Origin of the sequence: Acinetobacter sp. 197 (genome assembly GCF_048148385.1) — a bacterium.
Lineage (GTDB): Bacteria > Pseudomonadota > Gammaproteobacteria > Pseudomonadales > Moraxellaceae > Acinetobacter > Acinetobacter pecorum.
In genome coordinates, this window is the sequence record NZ_JAYWZK010000007.1 from 55,552 (window position 1) to 77,361 (window position 21,810).

General features: G+C 42.1%; 18 protein-coding genes. 8 read left to right on the plus strand and 10 right to left on the minus strand.

Features of this window, described 5'->3' with window-relative positions:
• Position 1: 1 nt before the first annotated feature.
• A complete protein-coding gene (locus VXQ11_RS08530; protein ID WP_416705826.1) occupies positions 2-571 on the minus strand; it encodes a nicotinate-nicotinamide nucleotide adenylyltransferase in 570 nt (189 codons plus the stop codon).
• A gap of 102 nt (positions 572-673) precedes the next feature.
• On the opposite strand from VXQ11_RS08530, the gene VXQ11_RS08535 reads away from it, so the two are divergent.
• Both VXQ11_RS08535 and VXQ11_RS08540 read left to right on the plus strand, forming a co-directional pair.
• Positions 674-1,474, plus strand: coding sequence for an enoyl-CoA hydratase-related protein (locus tag VXQ11_RS08535; RefSeq protein WP_416680831.1), 801 nt, complete (start codon positions 674-676; stop codon positions 1,472-1,474).
• A gap of 73 nt (positions 1,475-1,547) precedes the next feature.
• Complete coding sequence (locus VXQ11_RS08540) at positions 1,548-2,345, plus strand: nitroreductase family protein (protein WP_064102793.1); 798 nt, start codon at positions 1,548-1,550, stop codon at positions 2,343-2,345.
• A 238-nt stretch (positions 2,346-2,583) separates the two neighbouring features.
• Here VXQ11_RS08540 and VXQ11_RS08545 read toward each other — a convergent pair whose 3' ends face one another.
• The 3 genes from VXQ11_RS08545 to VXQ11_RS08555 all read right to left on the minus strand — a co-directional run bounded on the left by VXQ11_RS08545 (position 2,584) and on the right by VXQ11_RS08555 (position 5,408).
• Positions 2,584-4,053, minus strand: a complete 1,470-nt coding sequence (locus tag VXQ11_RS08545) for a carotenoid oxygenase family protein (protein ID WP_416705827.1) — start codon at positions 4,051-4,053, stop codon at positions 2,584-2,586.
• Positions 4,054-4,191: 138 nt separating this feature from the next.
• A complete protein-coding gene (locus VXQ11_RS08550; RefSeq protein ID WP_416680829.1) occupies positions 4,192-4,509 on the minus strand; it encodes an NGG1p interacting factor NIF3 in 318 nt (105 codons plus the stop codon).
• Positions 4,510-4,526: 17 nt separating this feature from the next.
• Entirely contained in the window at positions 4,527-5,408 is an 882-nt protein-coding gene (locus VXQ11_RS08555) for a LysR substrate-binding domain-containing protein (protein WP_416705828.1), read from the minus strand.
• Positions 5,409-5,572: 164 nt separating this feature from the next.
• On the opposite strand from VXQ11_RS08555, the gene VXQ11_RS08560 reads away from it, so the two are divergent.
• A complete protein-coding gene (locus VXQ11_RS08560; RefSeq protein WP_416705829.1) occupies positions 5,573-7,315 on the plus strand; it encodes an FAD-dependent monooxygenase in 1,743 nt (580 codons plus the stop codon).
• Positions 7,316-7,331: 16 nt separating this feature from the next.
• Here the strand turns inward: VXQ11_RS08560 and VXQ11_RS08565 are convergent, their stop codons facing one another.
• The 4 genes from VXQ11_RS08565 to purL form a co-directional block, all read right to left on the minus strand.
• Entirely contained in the window at positions 7,332-8,096 is a 765-nt protein-coding gene (locus VXQ11_RS08565) for an abortive infection family protein (protein ID WP_416705830.1), read from the minus strand.
• A gap of 87 nt (positions 8,097-8,183) precedes the next feature.
• On the minus strand, positions 8,184-8,309 hold the full coding sequence (locus VXQ11_RS08570; RefSeq protein ID WP_252510056.1) for a KGW motif small protein: 126 nt from the start codon (positions 8,307-8,309) through the stop codon (positions 8,184-8,186).
• Positions 8,310-8,588: 279 nt separating this feature from the next.
• Positions 8,589-9,002 (minus strand): hypothetical protein, encoded by a 414-nt coding sequence (locus VXQ11_RS08575; protein WP_064096241.1) that lies wholly within the window; start codon positions 9,000-9,002, stop codon positions 8,589-8,591.
• 220 nt (positions 9,003-9,222) lie between these two features.
• Positions 9,223-13,056 carry a phosphoribosylformylglycinamidine synthase gene (gene purL, locus VXQ11_RS08580; protein WP_416705831.1) on the minus strand — a complete coding sequence of 1,278 codons (3,834 nt, stop codon included), beginning with the start codon at positions 13,054-13,056 and terminating at the stop codon, positions 9,223-9,225.
• A gap of 1,311 nt (positions 13,057-14,367) precedes the next feature.
• On the opposite strand from purL, the gene VXQ11_RS08585 reads away from it, so the two are divergent.
• The 5 genes from VXQ11_RS08585 to ruvB all read left to right on the plus strand — a co-directional run bounded on the left by VXQ11_RS08585 (position 14,368) and on the right by ruvB (position 19,657).
• Positions 14,368-16,005 (plus strand): sodium:solute symporter family transporter, encoded by a 1,638-nt coding sequence (locus VXQ11_RS08585; RefSeq protein ID WP_416705832.1) that lies wholly within the window; start codon positions 14,368-14,370, stop codon positions 16,003-16,005.
• A gap of 11 nt (positions 16,006-16,016) precedes the next feature.
• Entirely contained in the window at positions 16,017-16,148 is a 132-nt protein-coding gene (locus VXQ11_RS08590; RefSeq protein ID WP_212839209.1) for a putative transporter small subunit, read from the plus strand.
• Positions 16,149-16,342: 194 nt separating this feature from the next.
• Positions 16,343-17,683 carry a deoxyguanosinetriphosphate triphosphohydrolase gene (locus VXQ11_RS08595; RefSeq protein ID WP_416705833.1) on the plus strand — a complete coding sequence of 447 codons (1,341 nt, stop codon included), beginning with the start codon at positions 16,343-16,345 and terminating at the stop codon, positions 17,681-17,683.
• A 117-nt stretch (positions 17,684-17,800) separates the two neighbouring features.
• Complete coding sequence (gene ruvA / locus VXQ11_RS08600; protein ID WP_005265806.1) at positions 17,801-18,403, plus strand: Holliday junction branch migration protein RuvA; 603 nt, start codon at positions 17,801-17,803, stop codon at positions 18,401-18,403.
• 246 nt (positions 18,404-18,649) lie between these two features.
• A complete protein-coding gene (gene ruvB / locus VXQ11_RS08605) occupies positions 18,650-19,657 on the plus strand; it encodes a Holliday junction branch migration DNA helicase RuvB (RefSeq protein WP_416705834.1) in 1,008 nt (335 codons plus the stop codon).
• Between the two features lie 13 nt (positions 19,658-19,670).
• Here ruvB and VXQ11_RS08610 read toward each other — a convergent pair whose 3' ends face one another.
• Both VXQ11_RS08610 and VXQ11_RS08615 read right to left on the minus strand, forming a co-directional pair.
• Complete coding sequence (locus VXQ11_RS08610) at positions 19,671-20,351, minus strand: hypothetical protein (protein ID WP_416705835.1); 681 nt, start codon at positions 20,349-20,351, stop codon at positions 19,671-19,673.
• Positions 20,352-20,486: 135 nt separating this feature from the next.
• The gene (locus VXQ11_RS08615; RefSeq protein ID WP_144724623.1) at positions 20,487-21,716 is read right to left on the minus strand and encodes an acetamidase/formamidase family protein; all 1,230 of its coding nucleotides are present in this window, start codon (positions 21,714-21,716) and stop codon (positions 20,487-20,489) included.
• Positions 21,717-21,810 lie beyond the last annotated feature (94 nt).

The window sequence follows — 21,810 nt, forward strand, 5'->3', positions numbered from 1 at the left end:
TTTAAACCAGATTGGTTTTATCATTCCGGGCGAATTTTTCACTGAGCTGTTGATAGGTCGCTGTATGCTGGAAGCGCTCTAAAAATTCAATCGTGCCTTGTGGAAATTTATCCCGTTGAATTTCGCCACGATAATAAGCTTCACGCATCGGCGTGGCAGACAGGGCTCCTTCAAGACTGTCAAGTTCAACCATTTCCCATTCAGGGAAAAATTTTAAATAATAGGAAGAATCATCTTTAAAATGCCCAATCAGCCCGACTTTGGCATTCGGTTCAATGACCTGATTCACCAGCGATTTCACCAGTTTTTGCCATTTTTCATCATTATAAACATCTATGACTTCTACAAATTTGATGCGCGCCTGATCTTCAGCACTAAAATTTGACAGGATCATGGCTTCACGCTCCGAAGCCAAAAATGGATTCTTGATATTACGTTCATTTTGTGCAGAACCAAGAGCCAAAATCACATTCTGACTGTGCTGCAAGGCGATCTTAATGGTTTGCATGTGCGCCAGATGAAAAGGCTGAAAGCGGCCAATGAAAACCAGATAATCAAATGTATAGTTCATAAGGGATCAGTTTTTTATGACTCATGAGTTGTGCCGCTCCAATAAATATGCGACATAATAATTCCCATAAAATCAAATCAAGTTTAAAGCAAGGATAGTACGATGACACTGAGCTGTATTCAACAACCTCATGAGCATTTGAATGCGAATTTAGAACATGGTGTACTCACTTTGGCCATCAATCGCCCGGAAGCTAAAAATGCCTTATATAGCGAGCTTTATTTATGGATTGCGAAAGCCCTGGATGAAGCTGATCAGGCACCTGAAGTGCGTGTAGTTGTTTTACGCGGTCAGGACGCTGACTTTAGTGCAGGCAATGATATGCAGGATTTCATGAAATCTGCAGCCAATAAGGACCAGATTCGTCCGCAGGATGGCCCTCCATTTGTTTTATTAAAAGCTGCCGCAAAATTTTCCAAGCCTTTAATTGCTGCTGTGCGTGGAGTTGCGATCGGGATTGGGGTGACGATCTTACTGCATTGTGATCTGGTTTATAGTGACCATACAGCCCTGTTCCAGATTCCATTTGTCAGTCTGGGTCTATCGCCTGAAGGCGCGTCAAGCAAATTACTGATTCAACAAGCAGGCTATCATAAAGCAGCTGAATTATTGCTGACTGCACAAAAATTCAATAGTGAAAAAGCACTGAGCGCAGGTCTGGTGAACAGTATCGAAGAAGATGCCTATGCTACTACACAAAAACAGGCACAAACTCTGGCAGCTTTACCATTGGCCTCTCTGAAGCAGAGCAAAGCTTTGATGAAACATAATCTGGATGAAATTGTTGAATGGATTGATCATGAGGCAGAAATCTTTATGAACCGTGTTGGTTCAGCCGAAATGATGGAAGCAGTTCAGGCTTTTATGCAAAAACGGAAACCTGATTTCACACAATTCAACTAATTTTCAAACTCAGGATGTCAATGAGGTAGTTTAAACTGCCTTCTTGATACCTTTACTTGCCAGAATAAAGAATATGTCTACTGAAAATTTGAATGATAAATCTCATCAAACGTCTGATAGCGTCAATCCTGACAAAAAACGCTATTACGAACCAGCTCCTCAGGATATAGATGTAGAAAATTTTCGCAAAGTCATTGAAAGCCGCCGTTCAGTACGTAAATTTACCAAGAAACCAATTCCTGATGAGGTTCTGGATGCCTGTCTGGATCTGGCACTATTGGCACCGAACTCGTCCAATCTGCAGCCCTGGACTTTTTATGTGGTACAAAATCCGGGCAGGAAAAAACGTCTGGTTAAAGCCTGCATGGGTCAACTGGCAGCAAAAACTGCTTCCGAGCTGATTGTTTGCGTGGCACGTACCGACCGTATTGATGAAATGGCAAAGCGTAATGTGAATGAATTTCCATTCCCAGAAGCACCACCAGCGATTAGAAAATACTATAAATATATTCCATACAACTATAAAACGGGCTATCTGAATGCCTTCGGCAACTTTAAGAAAGTCGCTTTCAAAGTTGCACGTACACTGGACAAGCAAATGCCAGTCTCTGCTTTCAGTCCGGCTGATGCAAAACTGTGGGCAACCAAAACGACGGCACTGGCTTGTGAAAATCTGGTCTTGGCTTTACGTGCTTACGGTTTTGATAGCTGTATGATGGAAGGTTTTGATGAGCCGATGGTTCGTGAAATTCTTGAATTAAATGGCGAACAGTATCCGGTCATGGTGATTGGTGCAGGTGAACGTGCCAAAGATGGCGTATTCTTCCCGCAGTATCGTTTTGATCGTGAACTGTTTATTCAGAAGATGTAAGCAGTATCTCAAATTTAAATCTTTCATCTGCTCTATGATTAGCGGTATAGAGGTCAATGTTAGGCTGAGATTCAGGGACGAGTCTTCTGCCTAACAACAGATTTTGATTGCCTTAGCGAATATATTTCTCATTCCTCAAAGTAATATCCGCCTACCATCAGATATGAATCTTATTCGAGCTTTCTAAGTTAATGCCTTTTAATCACCAAGACAAAGTTTCAAGTTTTTAAGCTCAAACCTAAGAATAGTTAATTCTTAGTTTCCGATAATCAATCCAGTTACAATGAAATCCGACGGGTACACGTACAGGTAAATAAATGGTTGCAATCGGTCCTGCCATCATATGCTGTGCATCCAGAATCACCACTCTGGATGGACTTCCATCTAGAGCATGGATATAAGACATGAGCCAGCCATCATTTTCAGCTTGAGCACCTTCCCGCGCGACAAATATCACTTCGCCTGTCACCCAGTTCTCACCAAAGGAATAGCTTTCTGAATGGCCAGTTTCCAGATCATGACCCAAGAGCATATTACTGCTGACATGATAAGGATCATCAAACTCGCCAAAGGAAATACTATAAATATACCGATGCTTCCGCCTCGTATAAGCATCATTGATCCGTGGAAACTCCTGTTTCGTCCCGGATAATATCGTCCGAGCCACTTTTCCAGTGCCGTGTTCAAAAATGAACCGCTCCAGCCGAATATCCTGATCTTCAATCGGCCCCTGAATCGAACTGACCAATGCTTTGGAGTGCACGACTGCATCCATCACCACATTACCGGAATCCAGATCATAAGCGTTTACGGTATGGAAAATAAAACAGGGATCAATCTTATACCAGCGAATATCAATTGCCTTACCACCAAATGGCAATATGCCAATACGCGCCTGCCGTTTTGGATTCCATTGATATGGCAGCATTGAACCTTTTAAAGCACTGCGAACCGAGAAATTTACATTCAGGTCCAGAATCAGCACCTGAGATTTGGTAATGGCACAATCATGAATCATTGGACCATGTTTCACTGGAATCTCGACCTGATGTTTCAATTTACCTTTTGAATCTATCTGCAGATAAAAAACTTTATTCTGACTTAAAGCATCATAACAAACCGCATGAATATCGCCGGTTTCAGGATCAATATGCGGATGGGCAGTAAATGGCATATCCTGATCATCTTCAAATAAATGATGCCGTCTTGATTCCAGTGCAGCATTCAATTCAACTGGGTATGCTCCTGCTTCAACCAGTGCCCAGATTTTCCCGGCGAAGCTGATGACATTGGTGTTGACAGCATCTGCGACACTCCGGGTTTTGCCGGGAATCTGTGGCCGGTGAAGTTTTTCCTGCACACTGGCGGAACCGATATAACTGCTTTTATACCAATGTGCCTCACCACCCTTCAGTCTGAGCGCATGCAACATGCCATCGCCCGTAAACCAGTGATAGTTGCGTGGGTTTTTGACGTTAATAGGATTCGGACCAATCCGCATCAGTGCGCCATCCAGTTCTGCAGGAATCTGCCCTTCAACTTTCAAGTTTATAGAAAAATGTTCCTGCCGCTCGGGTGCAAATATACCTTCCAGATAGGGATTGTCCGGCGAATACGGAATACGGCTATGCAGGATTTCTGTACCGTATTGAATGGATTTACTGAGCGTATTTTTCCAGACGCTGCTCAGCGGTTTAAGCCATGACATTATTATTTTCCTTATTGTATTTTTTCTATGGATTATTCTGGCAGAAATGATAATAACAAAAGCAGTTTGGCCATTTTTTGAATCTGGACTAACGGCGCGTCAAGTCGAACACGCCGATAAAGCAGTAATAATGTAACTTTAGACTTTGATATCCAGAAGCTGAATAAATTCAAAGGCCGGCTCTTCGTAAGGATGGCTGTCTTTCAGTGCTTTGGCCACTTCGACCGCCTTTTCATCCGGCACCAGAATTTCTACCCGCCATTCTTCTACCTGTTCCAGTTGGCCGACTTCACCAATATGAGGATCTGCACCTTTCTGCGGCTTAAACTGTCCGGTTCCTAAAACCTGCCAGGCACAATTTGTATATTCCCCAATGCCGCCGCCTCCTGCTGCAAATATCGCATTCTTGGTATCTTCCAGGTTTTCGTCTGGTACGTAATAAATCAGCTTTAACATGTATTTTTTCCTGAAATTCAGATATTACTCATATTGTTAAGGGCTTGGGCAATCATCTTCAATGCAGGATTTTGAGAGTTCTTGTTAAATGTTGCATATAAATCCAGTTTTGGTAGCACCTGGTCAGTCTGGATCACTTTTACATGATCATTCATAAAACGAAGTAAATATTCAGGTGCAAAACTAAAGCCCATCCCCATATTGGTCAGATTGATATGTTGCAACACATTGGTCACCCATAAAACCTGTTCATGCTCAAGCTGATCAATGCAGAGTAGTTTATCCAGCTTTTCATAAAATACGGGTGAAGCATTCTGCTCGCACATAATTACATTATGGTTTTTTAGTTCCTGTAATTTCAGGATTCGATCTGTAGAATGTAAGTGCTGAGCGGCTATCAGATAAATTTGCTCGGTTAATAAATGAATATTCTCAAAATCTGGATGGTCCATATGAAAGCGGGTAATACACAAATCCAGTTCAGCATTTTTTAGCCGCTGAATCTGTTCCATACAGGTCAGGCTATGCAGATGGATTTTTAAGTCCGGCATGTTTTTTTTAAGCTGCGCCAATATCTGAGGCATGACTTTGATTTCTGCCACATTCAGAAAACCAATATGAATCTGATTATTTTTCTGCTGTGCAACCTGACGCGCTGCTGCTACTGCCAGTTTGGCATTTTCCAGTGCTTTTTCGGCATAGATCTGAAAAGCCTGCCCTTCATCGGTGAGTTTGACTTTTCTGGATGAACGATCAAACAGCATGACGCCTACTTCCTGCTCCAGATCCTTAATTTGCTGGCTTAATGACGGCTGGGCGGTAAACAGTTTTTCGGCAGCCTTGGTAAAACTTTGTTGCTGCGCCACAGTGATAAAATAGCGTAAATGTCGAAGTTCCATATCTTGCTCTATCCAAAACACCACGTCATATTCGTATATGCAGTGAAAATATCTATAGGCAGATAGTTTATATGAATAGCTCTATAGCCTGCGCTGAATTTTGCCTAGACTCCTCAGCTAACAGATAGATTGTTCATGTAATAGCGACATTCATGGAGTATGTAATGGCACCGCAATATGACACCGATGTTTTAGTGATTGGTACCGGTCCTGCAGGTTCAACATTAGGTCTGGCCCTGGCCAATTATGGCATCAAAGTACAGCTATTTACCCAGTTTAGCTGGCTGGCCAATAGCCCACGTGCACATATTACCAATCAGCGTGCCATGGAGGTATTACGTGATTTAGGTATTGAAGAGCAGGTCAAAGAGATCGCTACACCTTGGGAGCAGATGGGTGAAAGCCTGATTACCACCAGTCTGGTCGGCGAAGAAATTGCCCGTTTAAGTGCCTGGGGTACGGGCGATGAACGTCATGGCGATTATATAAAAGGTAGCCCATGTCCTCTAGTTGATTTGATCCAGCCCAAAATGGAAGCCTTGCTGGTTAAGAATGCTGGCGAGCGTGGTGCGATTTATAATTTTAATACCGAATATCTCTCGCATGTGCAGGACGAAGATGGCGTGAAAGCCACTTTCCTCAACCGGATTACCAATACTGAATTTAGCTTGAGAGCGAAATATCTAGTCGGTATGGATGGTGCGAAGTCTCGTGTGCTGGAACAGCTTGATTTACCTCTTGAAGGTATAATGGCACGTGCGGGTACAGTCTATGTGACCTTTAAAGCTGATCTTTCTCAATACGTGCAACACCGCCCTGCGATTCTACAATGGATTGTCAATCCCGAAGCCAGCTTTGGCGACCTCGGTATGGGATTGTTACGTGCTATTACGCCATGGAATGAATGGATTATGGGTTGGGGCTTTGACATTTCCAAAGGCGAACCACAAGTGACTGAGGAACAGGTACGTGCCCGCCTGAATGCCTTCGTCGGTACTGAAGTTGAAGAAGTCGAGATTCAGAAACTAACGTACTGGTATGTGAATCAGACCTGGGCCACTGAATATTCTAAAGGCCGTGTATTCTGCGGAGGTGATGCAGTGCACCGTCATCCACCTTCAAGCGGATTAGGTTCAAATACCTGTATGCAGGATGCCTTTAATCTGGGCTGGAAACTGGCATATGCTGTGAAAGGCTGGGCTGCGCCTTCCCTGCTGGATTCCTATACGGCTGAACGTGCACCGGTAGGTAAGCAGATCGTGGCGCGTGCGAACCAGTCACGTTTTGATTATAAATACCTGAAAGAAGTCTTTGGTTTTGACAATGGTGTGACTACACAAAAACAAATGCTGGAACGTATCTTTGCGGAAGATGAGCAAGGTGCTGAAATCCGCAAAAAACTGTTTGAAGCTTTGGAAATTAAAAACTTCGAATTTAATGCCCAAGGTGTAGAGCTGAACCAACGCTATACTTCTAATGCAATCATGAACGAATCTGAGCCTGAAAGATTTAAGCGTGATCAGCAGCTTTATCTGCAAGCAACAACGCGCCCGGGTGCCAAAGTGCCGCATACCTGGCTGATCAATGCCAATGGTCAAAAACAGTCCACGCTAGATATTACCGGTAAAGGTCGTTTTACTCTGCTGACAGGTTTATCTGGCAAAGGTTGGAAACAGGCGGCTGAAGCATTGAAACTGCCATATCTGGATGTGATTCAGATTGGTTCACGTAACTATCGTGATGTGTATGGCACCTGGAATGCCAAGTCTGAAATTCATGAATCTGGCGTAATTCTGGTTCGTCCAGATGGTTATGTGGCATGGCGTTATCAGGACAGTACCAATGCAGCTTTTGATTATGAAAATACGTTGAAGGCGGTGTTAAAGCAGATTCAGTTGGTTGTTTAAAACAATGGGGAAAAGATCACCTTTGGGTGATCTTTTCTAATGATTCTTTGTTAACTTCCCAAGTTGTAAATAAAAATACTGCCATTGTTCCTGCTAAATTTACTGCAAACTCAGCATGTCTAGGAGAAGGCTTTACATTATTTTTACCTTGTCCATGTGCGTCACCCACTTTATTCCTTAAAGCACCTAATCCTTCGACAATTGAACTACAACCACCTAAAATTTGTTTAAACACTTTTTCTGTATGTTGTGATGGTGCTAAATTTAATTCATTACTAACTAAACGATAAAGCTGATTTATTTCAGGCGCATGTCCATAATCAATACCTATTTCATCAAGAATATGCTTACATGTGGATTCTAAGAGTGTTCTCGATAATGTAATCGCGCTTTCAGGATCAGATGTTCTTCTCTCTAACGCCTTATTCCAAATACTATGGATATAATCTGAATCTAGCTTTTGTACAATATTACTTACAATTTGATCTGAAGGAGTGGAATCAGTTAACTCTAGTTTCTCCAATAAGGGTAGAAAAGACTTCCATATAAAATCTCGTCGTTCTGCGTAAGTACTATATTCAAATTTAATAAATTGCCAAAATTGCTGTAGATTCCTACAAGTCACAATGTATTTCGGTAATAAATTCTTAATATCTACTTCTTTTAGTAAATAGAATCTTAGAGTTTCATATTCGCTACTGTTTTCATTACTACCTGTCGCATGAGCTATAAGTAAATTCTGAATAGTTTCTACTTTTATTAATTTTTCCTGATTATTCATCTTATATTTTGTTCACATATTTTTAATAAATATATAATTTAAAAAATAAAAAAGCCACCTCTCGGTGGCTTTTTCTAAATCTAAATATCAAGAACCCTGCATCAAATAACTGCCGAGTACAAACAATATTTGTAGGCTAACAACAAAGCCAAACAACCACCAACCTTTCTGACGCATTGTCGCCCTATCCATTATTCTAAATGTCTTTATCATGTCATCACCTCATACTTGAGAATTGATACTGAACCGATCTATTCCATCTTTCTTTTATAGTGCAATAAAGTTGTGCATAAAATATACCTTAACACTTTATCTATCATATGAAAGCAAAATTCAAACCAGATCAGCAGGAGAAATAAAATTAAAAAATCAAAATATTTAAAAAACAAAAAGCCACCCAAAGGTGGCAATTCATGAAGCTAGTCTAAATAAAAATCTTTATATTATCCAGCTATAAGTATTTCTACTAGATCATCTTACCTAAGTAAAGTATTAGCAGGCCCGCCAAAATGGTCCTTCTGGACGCGGGAATTCACAGTTAAATGGTGAATTATTAAACCAGCCGGCATCAGTATCCCATTCTAATTCTGCCAGATTCAGTTGCTGCTGCTCGTTATATGCCTTAAACGCCATGTTATAACATGACTGGAAAGTTGGATTATTTACACGCGCCTCATATTGCTGGTCAAATTGGGTACGTTGTGCTGGAGGTAGCTGGCTAATGGTAGGTAGCTGAGACATAAGTTTAGCTGCTACAGGATCACATTGCTGAGCCATCTGTACTTGTAAGGCTAAACGTTTTTTCGCTTTTTCTTGTGCACGCTCCGCTTTTTGCTCGGGTGTCATCGCACAAGCAGCTAGAAATACACAAGTCGCTGTTAAACAAAACAGATTTATTCTTTTCATCTTGTGGACCCTCGGGGTTTTTAATTTTTCGAGTTTTAACAAATAGCTTACTCTTCTCATGCCTTTTTATATTTATGATTTTTGATATTCTTATGGTTAATTTGTAACCTATCTATATAAATTCAGTAGAATAATTAATAAATCATTCAGCTTTCTCTGAAAGCGGATATTCCAATAAAAAGGGCCGCTTTTGCGACCCTTTCTTGAAATTTAAAATGGATTAACCAATAAACTTACGTGCATTACGGAACATACGTAACCAGGCACCATCCTGATCCCAGTCTTCCGGTTTCCAAGAATGCTGAATCGCTCGGAAGTTACGTTCCGGATGTGGCATCATAATCGTTGCACGACCATCCTGCGACGTTACACCAGTAATACCTTCTGGTGAACCGTTCGGGTTCAATGGATACTGTTCAGTTGCATTGCCATGGCTATCGACATAACGTAAAACGACCTGATTCGATGCATTCAGTGCAGCAAAGTTTTCCGCAGTTGCAACTGCACGACCTTCACCATGCGCCACAGCGATCGGTAGAATCGAACCCTGCATATCTTGCAACAAGACAGAATTCGATTTTTCTACACGTACGTTGACTGCACGTGCTTCAAATACTTCTGACTTATTACGGTAGAAACGAGGCCAGTGTTCAGCACCCGGAATCAGTGGAGCCAATTGGGACAACATCTGGCAACCATTACAGATACCTAATGAGAAAGTTTCCTGACGGTTAAAGAATTTCTCAAACTGGTCACGTAACTTGGCATTGAATAAGACTGATTTTGCCCAGCCGCCGCCTGCACCCAGCACGTCACCATACGAGAAACCACCACAAGTTACCAAGCCTTCAAAATCATCCAGACTGATACGACCTGCCAGCAAGTCACTCATATGTACGTCAACCGTATTGAAGCCCACTTTGTCGAAAGCTGCGGCCATTTCTACATGACCATTCACACCCTGCTCACGCAGAATTGCCATATTTGGACGACGCAAATTAATGAAAGGCGCTTCAACAGGTTCGTTTAGGTCGAATGTCGGTTGAGCAATAATACCTTGGTGTGCTTTATCAGTAATTAACGCAAATTCCTGATCCGCCGTTTCCACGTTGTCACGCAGGCGCTGGATTTGATGTGAAACTTCAGTCCAAGCCACCTGTAGATCGCTACGTTCAAGTACCAGACCATTTACAGACAACTGGTCAGTATTATTTACAGTACCCACCACTGTAATTGCATCTTTCAAAGTAGACGCTGCAACTTCAGCTTGTAATGCATCCCAATCTGCTTTCGAGATTTGCAGCACTGCACCAATTTCTTCAGCGAACAGGCTTGCAACCGATTGCTCTTCAAGTGCGACACCAAGACGTGAAGCGAACATCATTTCTGCAACAGTTGCCAATAAGCCACCATCACCGATGTCATGGTACGCCTTGATCAAGCCACGGTTGTTCCATTCTTGAATCAATGTGAAGAATGCTTTGAAGTCATCGAAGCTATCCACATCAGGCGTAACCGAACCAATCGCTTTGTATACCTGCGCCAGAATCGAACCGCCTAAACGGAACTGACCTTTAGACAGATCAATACGAACCAGTACAGATTCAATATCTTTCAGTTCAGGCGTCAATGTCTTGCGCACATCAGTCACTGGTGCAAATGCGGTGATTACGCCTGACATTGGAGAAGTCACAGACTTGTCTTCACCTTCATCATTCCAGGTAGTACGCATAGACAATGAGTCTTTACCCACCGGAATTGCAATACCCAGTGCCGGACACATTTCCATACCGATAGCTTTTACGCCTTCGAATAATGCCTGGTCTTCACCTTGTTGACCAGCAGCCGCCATCCAGTTTGCAGACAGTTTGATATCGCTGATTTTTTCAATCTTCGCAGACATGATGTTCGAGATCGATTCAGCAACTGATAAACGTGCAGACGCAGCAGGATTCAACAAGGCTACTGGTGGACGTTCACCCATTGCCATTGCTTCACCGGTGTAACCCACCAAGCTTGTTGTAGTCACAGCAGCATCCGCGACAGGAACCTGCCAGCGACCAACCATCTGGTCACGTGCCACCATACCGGTAATTGAACGGTCACCAATGGTGATCAGGAACGATTTAGAAGCAACAGTTGGATTCTTGATAACACGGTAGATTGCATCTTTCAGATCAGTGACTTTAGCCGCGTCAAAGTCATCGCCTTTGCGTTCAATCGTTTCATATGAACGACTCATACGTGGCGTACCACCAAGCATCACCTGCATTGGCATATCCACCGGCTTGTTGCCGAACAATGGATCTTCAACGGTTAAATGACGTGCTTCAGTCGCTTCACCCAGTACTGCAAACGGACAACGTTCACGCGCACAGATCGATTCAAATAATTCTAAAGAAGATGGACGAATCGCCAAAACATAACGCTCTTGCGCTTCGTTTGACCAAATTTCCATTGGAGACATACCTGGCTCAAGCGATGGAATCTTACGCAGATCCAGCACTGCACCAAGCTCGTGGTCATTCACCAGTTCAGGCATGGCATTGGAAATACCACCCGCGCCTACATCATGCACCGACACGATTGGGTTGTGATCTTCCATGCGCCAGCAGGTATCAATCACTTCTTGGCAACGGCGTTCCATTTCCGGATTTTCACGTTGTACCGAAGCAAAGTCCAGATTTTCACCCAGTTTACCGCTGTCTACAGAAGATGCTGCACCACCGCCAAGACCGATCAGCATTGCTGGACCACCAAGTACAATTAACAGATCACCTGGTTGGATGGCATCTTTTTCAACATGGTCCGGACGAATGTTACCGTAACCACCGGCAATCATGATTGGCTTATGGAAGCCTTTCACTTCGCCATTGACGTTTTGTTCGAAGGTACGGAAGTAACCCGTTAATGCTGGGCGACCAAATTCATTGTTAAACGCAGCACCACCCAATGGACCTTCAATCATGATTTGAAGTGGAGATGCCATACGAGATGGTTTGCCGTAGTTTTCTTCCCAAGGCTGTTCAAAGCCCGGAATGTTCAAGTTAGAAACAGTGAAACCTGTTAAACCTGCTTTTGGCTTACCACCACGACCAGTTGCGCCTTCATCACGGATTTCACCGCCTGAACCTGTCGCAGCACCAGCAAATGGTGCAATCGCGGTTGGATGGTTATGGGTTTCCACCTTCATCAGGATATGTGCAGCCTGACTCTTGTACTTATAAACGTGTTGTCCACTATTTTCCAGGGTTGGATAGAAACGTTGCGTATCAAAACCCACAATCACTGAAGCGTTGTCTTTATAAGCTGACAATACGTCTGTTGGTGACTCTTTATACGTATTCTTGATCATCTGGAACAATGACAATGGCTGAACTTCACCATCAATCGTCCATTCTGAACCGAAGATTTTATGACGGCAATGCTCAGAGTTGGCTTGTGCAAACATCATCAGTTCAATGTCATTCGGATTACGACCCAGCTTGATGAAAGCTTCAGTCAGGTAATCAATTTCATCCATTGATAATGCGAAACCAAATTCATTATTGGCTTTTACCAGCGCCTCTTTACCTTCCCCCAGAATATCAATGGAGTTCAATGGTTTTGGCGCCGTTTCCACAAATAATACCGCTGCATCTTCAATCGCGTTGAATACGCTTTCAGTCATACGGTCGTGCAGTACCTGTAGAGCCTCTTTGGAAAGCTCTTTTGTGCCTTTCAAAGTAAATAAAACGCCGCGTTCTAAACGATGAACCGGCGTATTACAGTTTTTGAAAATATCCGTCGCTTTAGAGGACCAAGGAGAGATGGTTCCTACGCGCGGTGTGACTAAAATCTGGATTTCATCACTTGCAGCCTGGTGCAATTCAAAAGATTGACCATCGTTGAGAAGCTGTAAAGCTGATTGCTGTTGTTGCTCGCTGAGCGCTTGGTCAAAGAGGTAGACCCATTGACTTTCAATTGATTGAACAGAACTAATTGACGTCAAACGCGATAATAGTTGAGTTTTCTTAAAAGAAGAATGTGCGGGTGCACCGGCAACGATAAACATGCTGATTTTGGCTCCACGGGATGGTCTGAACAACCATGCCACAATGTGACTTGAGAGAGCGCATATTCTACTGTGAAATAAGGAAATCGGCTAGATGCCAAATCAGAAAACTGTAGCTGAAATACCCTGGACTTTTAAAAAATTTTGTTTATTTTCAGTCAGGAAAATTGAATGTAGTCGCACAGGTTATCACATTTTTTTAAAGAAAAATCAAAACCGGTTCAGAATAATTTTATATATAAAAATTGTATTATTTTTCAACAACAATCATGACAAATTCTTGTTCAGATTGTATGGCTCTAACTTGCCAAAACTCCTGTATAAAACAGAATAAAATACTCAAGAACCAGGTTTTTCATGAAGTTCTATTTTTGCACGCTGTTTTTAATTATTTTGATTGACTCTTACCTTTCACCACTAGGATTAGAAAACTGGTTAAAAGTCTTCTACCGTTCTGCAATACAAGGACAAGGAACAGTTCCCCACACATCTCCTCCATTAGAGCATCAGAGGCAAATTACTACCCTCTATAAACGAATAATTAATACTGAGTGGTATTTTAATTTGACATAATCTTCAGAACAAAAACCGAACATCTATTCTCATCTTCTAAAAGAATAAAAATAAAATTCCTTATTTGATCCTTTTATTTTTTCATATTTGATGTTTATCTTCTTAGATCATAATTAAGTAAAATTTACTGATCTAAAAGACCAAAGATTATATCGATAAAATTACCCCATCATATCCAATATTTTGAAATTTCATCACTTATTCATTAGTTCTATTATGCGTAAAAAGCACAATATAAATAGCAAAACACCACTCGTATTTATGAAAAAATTTACCAGTAATTATGAGGACTATCTAAAAAAATAATGAAGAAATGATTAATAATAAAATTTTGTTACCTTTTTTATTTAATCCGTATTCTCAGTTTTTATTTAACTCAAAAATTTTAAAATAAATATTTGTAATTGCTAAAAAAATGACAAAAAAATATTTTTTTATTCAAAGGTAAGAGTAACGAGCTTACATCTCTATATCAGCCAGAAATCTTACAAAATAGATACTTCATCAGTAAATTTGATGATTTTATGTTAGGCTCTTGCTCCATTGCTGAGAAAACGTCCAAATTCCGGGCCTGGCAATGGTTTTTCCTTTCTGCTGTAGAGATGAATATAAATTCTATATTCGGACACTCACTTTTTGATGTTCTATAGCTTCACTGCTCTGTCTATTTTAGAGCCTTAATCTGTCACCAATGATTTAACTTTCAAAAACAAAAGGTGACCCGCTTAAGGAGTATGTATGTTTCAGTTCACTAGTACAGCAACTGTACTATTGATGGTGCTTTTCTATGGCATCACCTTTCTACTATCGTTACGCATTAAACAGAAAAATGAAAATGTCGATGGCTACATGGTTTCGAATGGCTCCATCGGATTTGGAATGTCTGCTGCCAGTATGACCGCCACCTGGATCTGGGCTGCCTCGTTTTATGCAGCAGCTTCATCCGGATATACATACGGCGTGTCTGGTGCCCTCCACTATGGTTTGTGGGGTGCGCTGATGATTTTATTTATCTATCCCTTTGGCAAGCGCTTTCGTGAACTGGCACCTAATGCACATACTTTGGCAGAAATCATGCATGCCCGGCATGGCAATCAAAGTCAGATGATTCTGGCAGGTTCCAATATTGTGGGTAGCGTGATCAGCCTGATGGTGAACTTTACCGCTGCCGGGGCACTGGTTGAAATTTTATCTCCTTTAAGCTTTATCCATGGCGTGCTGATTACTGGTATCGGTGTACTGTCCTATACCCTCTGGTCGGGGTTCCGTTCCTCAGTCTTTACCGATTTTGGTCAACTGGTGGCAATGATTGTCGCGGCTGTGATCATTATTCCAACCTTATTCTTTACCTTAGGTGGGCCATCCCTGTTTCAAAGCGGAATTCATCACCTGCAACCGGAACAGCTGGATTTTTTCTCTAAAACAGCCTTTTTGGAACAAGGCGCACCATTTTTTGTTGCCGTATTGGCCTATGCGATTGGTAATCAGACCATTGCCCAGCGCCTGTTTGCAGTCCGTGAAGACCTGATCAAACCGAGTTTTATCACTGCAACCATTGGTTATGCTGCAATTGTCATTGGTCTAGGCATGCTTGGATTACTGGCACTATTTGCAGGTATTCAACCCATTGATGGCAACCTGAATAACCTGATTCCACAAATGGCAGCGACTTATCTTTCGCCATTTATGGTCGCGCTGTTATTCATCATGGTGATTGGAGCCCTGTCTTCTACCGCTGACTCGGATCTGTCTGCTCTGTCTGCGATTGTCATGACGGACATTTATGGCAAACAGATTGCGAAAAACCGCCCTGATCCAAAGAAAATGCTATTTATTGGCCGTATGACCATGATCGTTGCCACCATGCTTGGAATTTTGATTGCCACCTTGAAATTTGACATTTTGTCGATGCTGATTTTTGTGGGTGCGCTTTGGGGCTCTATTGTGTTCCCGGTGATTGTCAGCCTGTATTGGGACAAGGTGAATGCCCGGGCCTTTAACTGGTCAGTGGGCCTGGCATTTTTAAGCTTTCTGATTGTACGTTTTGAATGGCTTCCGATTCAGGGAATGATCGCACTTGGCTTTGAACTCATTGCGACCCTGGGGATTGGTGTGGTGCTGGGTCTGATAACCTTTGGTTTCTTTGGCAAGAAAGTGGGTATGGTCGTTGGTATATTGGCCAGTATTGGCTTCATGCCATGGACCACCGGCTTTTTGCGTGAATACGGCACCTTGTTAAGCTCACTGACAGCGTATGGCAGTAGTGCGCTGGTATGTACTGTGTTGACGCTGGTCTACAGTAAAGAACGATTTGATTTTAAACAAATCAATAAGATGGTGATTGAATTTCACCAGCTATCTGAGAAAAGTAAATAAGGAGAGTTCAGATGACAAGTCAATTATTGACCCTATATGTACTTTTTTGGCCATTGGTGGCAAGCCTGGTCCTGTTCACGATTTGCCTGAATGTCTATAAAGACACACAACAGGCCAAGAAGAATGGTAAAGAGCTAATCTGATTCTTTACCGTATAAAAAGCAGGTTTAATAGCCTGCTTTTTTATTGTTCATTTGATAGTTTCAATTTTTAATTCTCAGTCTTTTACAGCTGGCTAAAATAACCATATGCAGCATGACAATTCATGTCGCACTGCCCTAGTGCCCGAACCAGTTTTTTGGCATGATGCAAACAGCTAATAACTGAATAATGATAAATGACTCAAATGCGTTGGTTAGAACTGCTCTCGACAGTTCGGATTGGTAGTAAAAAGCAAAAAACTGAATTGGCACGCAGCCCGTTCCATAAAGACTATGACCGTATTATTTTTTCACACAGTTTTCGTCAGTTAAACCGTAAAACCCAGGTCCATCCACTGACTCAGCATGATGGGATTCATACCCGTTTGACCCATTCGCTTGAGGTCTCCTGTATTGGCCGTTCATTGGGTATGCTGGCTGCCGAAAAAATCAAAGATAATTTACCTGCCTGGATTTCTCCGGCTGATGTTGGTGCCATCATTCAGGCCGCCTGTCTGGCACATGATATTGGTAATCCACCTTTTGGCCATGCCGGCGAATATGCCATTCGGGAGTGGTTTGACGATGCATCACATACCGACTTCTTAAACAACCTGAGTCCCGAACAGGAAGCGGATGTCCGTCAGTTTGAAGGTAATGCCCAAGGCCTGCGTCTGCTGACCAAGATTGACTATCATCCTAATGATGGCGGTATGCGTCTGACCTATGCCACTCTGGGTGCTTATCTCAAATATCCGTGGCTCTCGCAGACCATTGACCCGACCGGCAACACGCCAGCCAGCCGTCGTCCGAAATTCGGCTGCTACCAGTCTGAAAAAGAGGTTTTGCAGGAAATTGCTGAACATTTGGGCCTGATCCAGCTAGGTGACTATCATTATTGCCGACATCCCCTGACCTATCTTTTAGAAGCTGCGGATGATATCTGCTATGCCCTGATTGATCTGGAGGATGGTATCAGCCTGAATATGCTCAGCTATGCGGAAGTTGAACCAGTCTTTCTGAACTTGCTGGGTGATTATGGTATACCTGAAGAAATCAATATGCCTTATACCACCTGGCAACAAAAAATTGCCGCGCTGCGTGGCCGGGTAATGAAACGTCTGGTAGAAGAAGTTACTACAGCATTTGCACGACATCAGCAGGAAATTCTGATGGGCGAATTGCAAGGCTCATTGCTGGGTTATTGTAGTGCTGATATTGAAATGGGTATTAACCGGGCCAAAGAACTGGCGCGAGACAAAATCTTTGAACATCCGCAAAAAGCAGGTCTGGAAATTATCGCACATCAAAGTTTGCAGACGATTCTGGATGCCTTTATTCCATTGAGCACGCCACAGAAGACATTGAGTTTTAAGGAACAACGATTAATGGCTATTTTAAAACGCTCAGGTGCATATTTCGCAGATGATCACTATGCCAATATCATGCAGGTGCTGGATATTGTCTCCAAGTTTTCTGATCATCAGGCCTATAATCTGGCGCAGGAACTGCATGGCAATAAAGCCGGGTTACTCTAATGCGAAAAAGCGCCTGATGATAATCTCAGCAAAATCACTGCTTTTAACTGATAGAGTTTTGCCTTTATCGAAAATGCTGACTACTATGCCTGTATTAAATTTGAGTATGTATAAAAAATGATTGGATGCCTGATTGGGGAAGTGCTGGCGCTGGAAGCACCGACTGTTTTATTAAATGTAAACGGCGTAGGTTATGAGATTGATACCCCTTTAACCACTTTTTGTCAGTTGCAAAAAGGCCAGAAAATTACCCTGTGGACTCATCTTGCTGTTCGTGAAGATGCCCAGTTACTTTATGGCTTTATCAATGCGCAGGAAAAAACCATTTTCCGTACCTTATTAAAGGTGAACGGCGTAGGTCCGAAAATGGCGCTTGGTATTCTTTCAACTTTAAGTGTGGAAATGCTGATCCACACCGTTGAACATGAAGATATCAACACTCTGGTCAAAGTTCCGGGGGTGGGTAAAAAGACTGCAGAACGCCTGATGATTGAATTACGTGACCGCTTTAAAGCCATGGCTTCAGGTGCTGCACCAAGTAATTCAACTGCACCACAGATTCAGTTTATGGGCAATTCAGCCGTGGCTGAAGCGGAAGCTGCATTACAGTCCTTGGGCTATAAACCTGCTGAAGCACAAAAACTGGTGAATGCTGCCAAAGGTGAATTTACTGAAGCCAGTGATATTATCCGGGCTGCATTAAAGTCGATGAATAGATAATAGGAAAATGACTTTACTTTAAACAAGACTGTTTATTCTCCTATTTCGATAAATTACTCGCGACATGGATGTCGCCTGTTAAACTGTGCTATCAGGACGTAGCATCAGTTTAACAAATGGGTTTTGTTACTTTTGCCCAGTCAAAAGTAAGAGCATGCCGACTCAATGGCAGCTAAACACAAATCATTATTTGAGGCTGTTTCCGCAGCATCAAACAGCTTCGATAAAGAGATTAAGTTAATAGATATGCAAGACCGTCTTATCAGTGGTTCTGAAAAACCCGAAGATCATTTTGATCGTGCCATCCGCCCGACATCCCTCGATGACTACATCGGTCAACCAGTGGTCCGTGAGCAGATGGAGATTTTCATTGGTGCAGCCCGTGGCCGTGAAGAAGCCCTCGATCACACCTTGATTTTTGGCCCGCCAGGTCTGGGTAAAACGACATTGGCCAATATTATTGCCCGAGAAATGGGTGGTAATCTCAAGTCAACTTCTGGCCCGGTACTGGAACGTGCTGGTGACTTAGCCGCGATGCTAACGAACCTGGAAGAAGGCGATGTCCTGTTTATTGACGAGATTCACCGTCTTTCACCCGTGATTGAAGAAATCCTGTATCCGGCGATGGAAGATTATCAACTCGATATCATGATTGGTGAAGGCCCTGCAGCCCGTTCGATTAAACTGGATTTACCGCCATTTACCTTGGTAGCTGCAACTACACGAGCTGGTCTACTCACCTCTCCGCTGCGTGACCGTTTCGGAATCGTACAGCGTTTAGAGTTTTATTCGGTTGAAGATTTAACCCACATTGTCAAACGTTCAGCCAATTTGATGGATGTACCCATGACTGGAGATGGCGCAAAAGAAATTGCCCGTCGTTCACGAGGTACACCACGTATTGCCAACCGTTTATTACGCCGTGTCCGTGATTACGCTCAAGTCAAAGGTACTGGTGAAATCAATCAGGATATGGCCCAACGTGCTTTGGACATGCTCAAAGTCGATAAAGATGGTTTAGACACACTCGACCGTCGTTATTTATCTATGCTTCTTGAGCGCTTTAATGGCGGCCCTGCTGGCGTAGAAGCGCTCGCAGCAGCCATGGCAGAAGATTCAGGCACGTTGGAAGATGTCATTGAGCCTTACTTGATTCAGCAAGGTTATGTGATGCGAACTGCGCGTGGTCGTATTGCGACTAATATGGCGTATTTGCAGTTTGGGATGACGCCGCCTGAATCGAAAGAGAAGTAATTCAAAAAGCAGCTTAGGCTGCTTTTTTAAATTTATTTAGCTCACTATTTAAAAGTTTTTGTAGCTCGTCAGCGATAGCTAAATTTTTTAAATAAATAATTTGATTTTCTTCACTACCATCTTCAAATTTCGTTATACATTTTAATTGATTATTCATTAATGTTTGTACATTGAGCAAATCACATTCAAGTGATTGAGATAAGATATTTCTGATTTTAAGTAAAATTATTAATTTCTTTATATTCCTGAAAATTCTTTGGGCATCATTATAAAATTTTTCTACTTCATTTTGGTAATATTCATTATGATTTATCTCAAAATTTAAATTTCTTTCTTTTTCTTTTAAGAGGGCTAAATTGACTCCTCTAAAAGTAGGTGCCCATTCAGATACTGAACTTTCCATTTCAACTATACATTCAACTACGTCATCAAACCATTTCTTATGATAACTAGTTTCTAATTCCATTTTTTTAGATTCTTCTTGGCTTTGAATTAGATCCTTATTAGATTTAATTTGGCTTTCTGTTGATTTCTTCACTATATATATAGTAATTAAAAACCCTATAAAGCTAATAAGAGCTGATGCAATAACACTTATCACCACAACCCAATCAGTCGAGTGCTGTAAATCTAGATAAATTTTCTGATCTTTTGGCTGCTGTAAAGCCATAGCTTGAGTTTGTTGTTCCTGCACGTTTCCCCACATATTTTAATTTAATTATTTATTCCTCACATTCTAAACATTTTCAAAGCATTACAAAAGAAAAAGCCAACTGACCATGCCTGAATCAGTTGGTAAAAGCACAAAACAAAAAACTATATAAAGAAATTATTTCTCTTCTTTTTTAAATTCCTTAAAGTCAGCTTTACGAATCATGGCATGAATCCCTTTAGTTTTATCCACCACTTGCGATACTTCAAAGTCAGTGGCAGCACTTAAGTAGGCATAGGCAATTTCTTCAGAAATGCCATATTCATTGACCAGAAAACGGATCGCTTCACGGGTGGATTTACGCATGGCTTCGTCCAAGTCTTCATCCAGACCCGGCGTGATCCAGAATTCAGCATTTTCAGCCAGCGGCTGTTTAATCTCTGCACCCGGAATTTTATCCTTGCCGGATTTAAGTAAAGTGAATTTTAAAGTCGCACGCGCCGATCCTTCCAAGGCAGTTAAAGCCACCTCGCCATCGCCTTGTACAAAGTGACTATCGCCTGTATAGAATAAAGCACCTGGCACTTGTACAGGATAATAAGCCGTAGCCCCTGCTCCTAATTCATTAATGTCGATATTCCCGCCATAAAATGATGGCGGCACAGAGTGCACAGGCTCACTGGTATTTGGTGCAACGCCCATCGTGCCCATAAACGGATTCAGCGGGAAACGTATCGCTTTGCCAGATTCAGTTTTTAAAACGCCTTCCCATACGCCATCAGCATTTTTCTCAATTGGGGTAAAAATGGACACGTTGCCATAAGCCTCAGGATTGGCTGGAGATGCATGCTCATGTTTCTGACGTTTCGGAAATTCGGGTAAGGTTCCTTTGCCATGACGGTTTGAAATCACGCCATAAGGCACACGCGGTTCAACTTTTAGAATCTCTACCTTTAGAATATCGCCCGGCATTGCCCCTTCTACATAGACAGGCCCGGTAATAATGTGTGGTCCATCTTTATGGAAATCATGTTTTAACTTGGAATTCGTGATCAGCTTGGCTTCGTCCAATACATGCTCAGGCTTGACACCTTTTGAGGTGAAATATTTCTCTGCATTACGGCCCTGATCCTCTAGCAGCCCTTCATGTGAAACTGTATCGAAAGTAACTGTGCTACCTGAAGGGACAGTTAAAACAGGTTTTGCATCTTTATTTGGCAGATAACCCCACGTAATCGTATTCAAGGTACTCGGCACATAATAATGACCTTTATATTCACCACTTTTGAGTAATGTCGGTTTATTTTCCAGCTGTTTTAGTATTTTAAAGTCTTCAGCCCATATGCTTGTCGAAATAAAACTTAAGCTTGAAGCCACTGCCAGAGATAAAGCCAAAGGTTTTAACATGTGTTCAATTTCCGTCATAAAAAATATTACGGAAGAGTGAATGCAATCTAAATGCCAAAATTATTTTAAGACGTTAAAAAATCTTCACTTCATT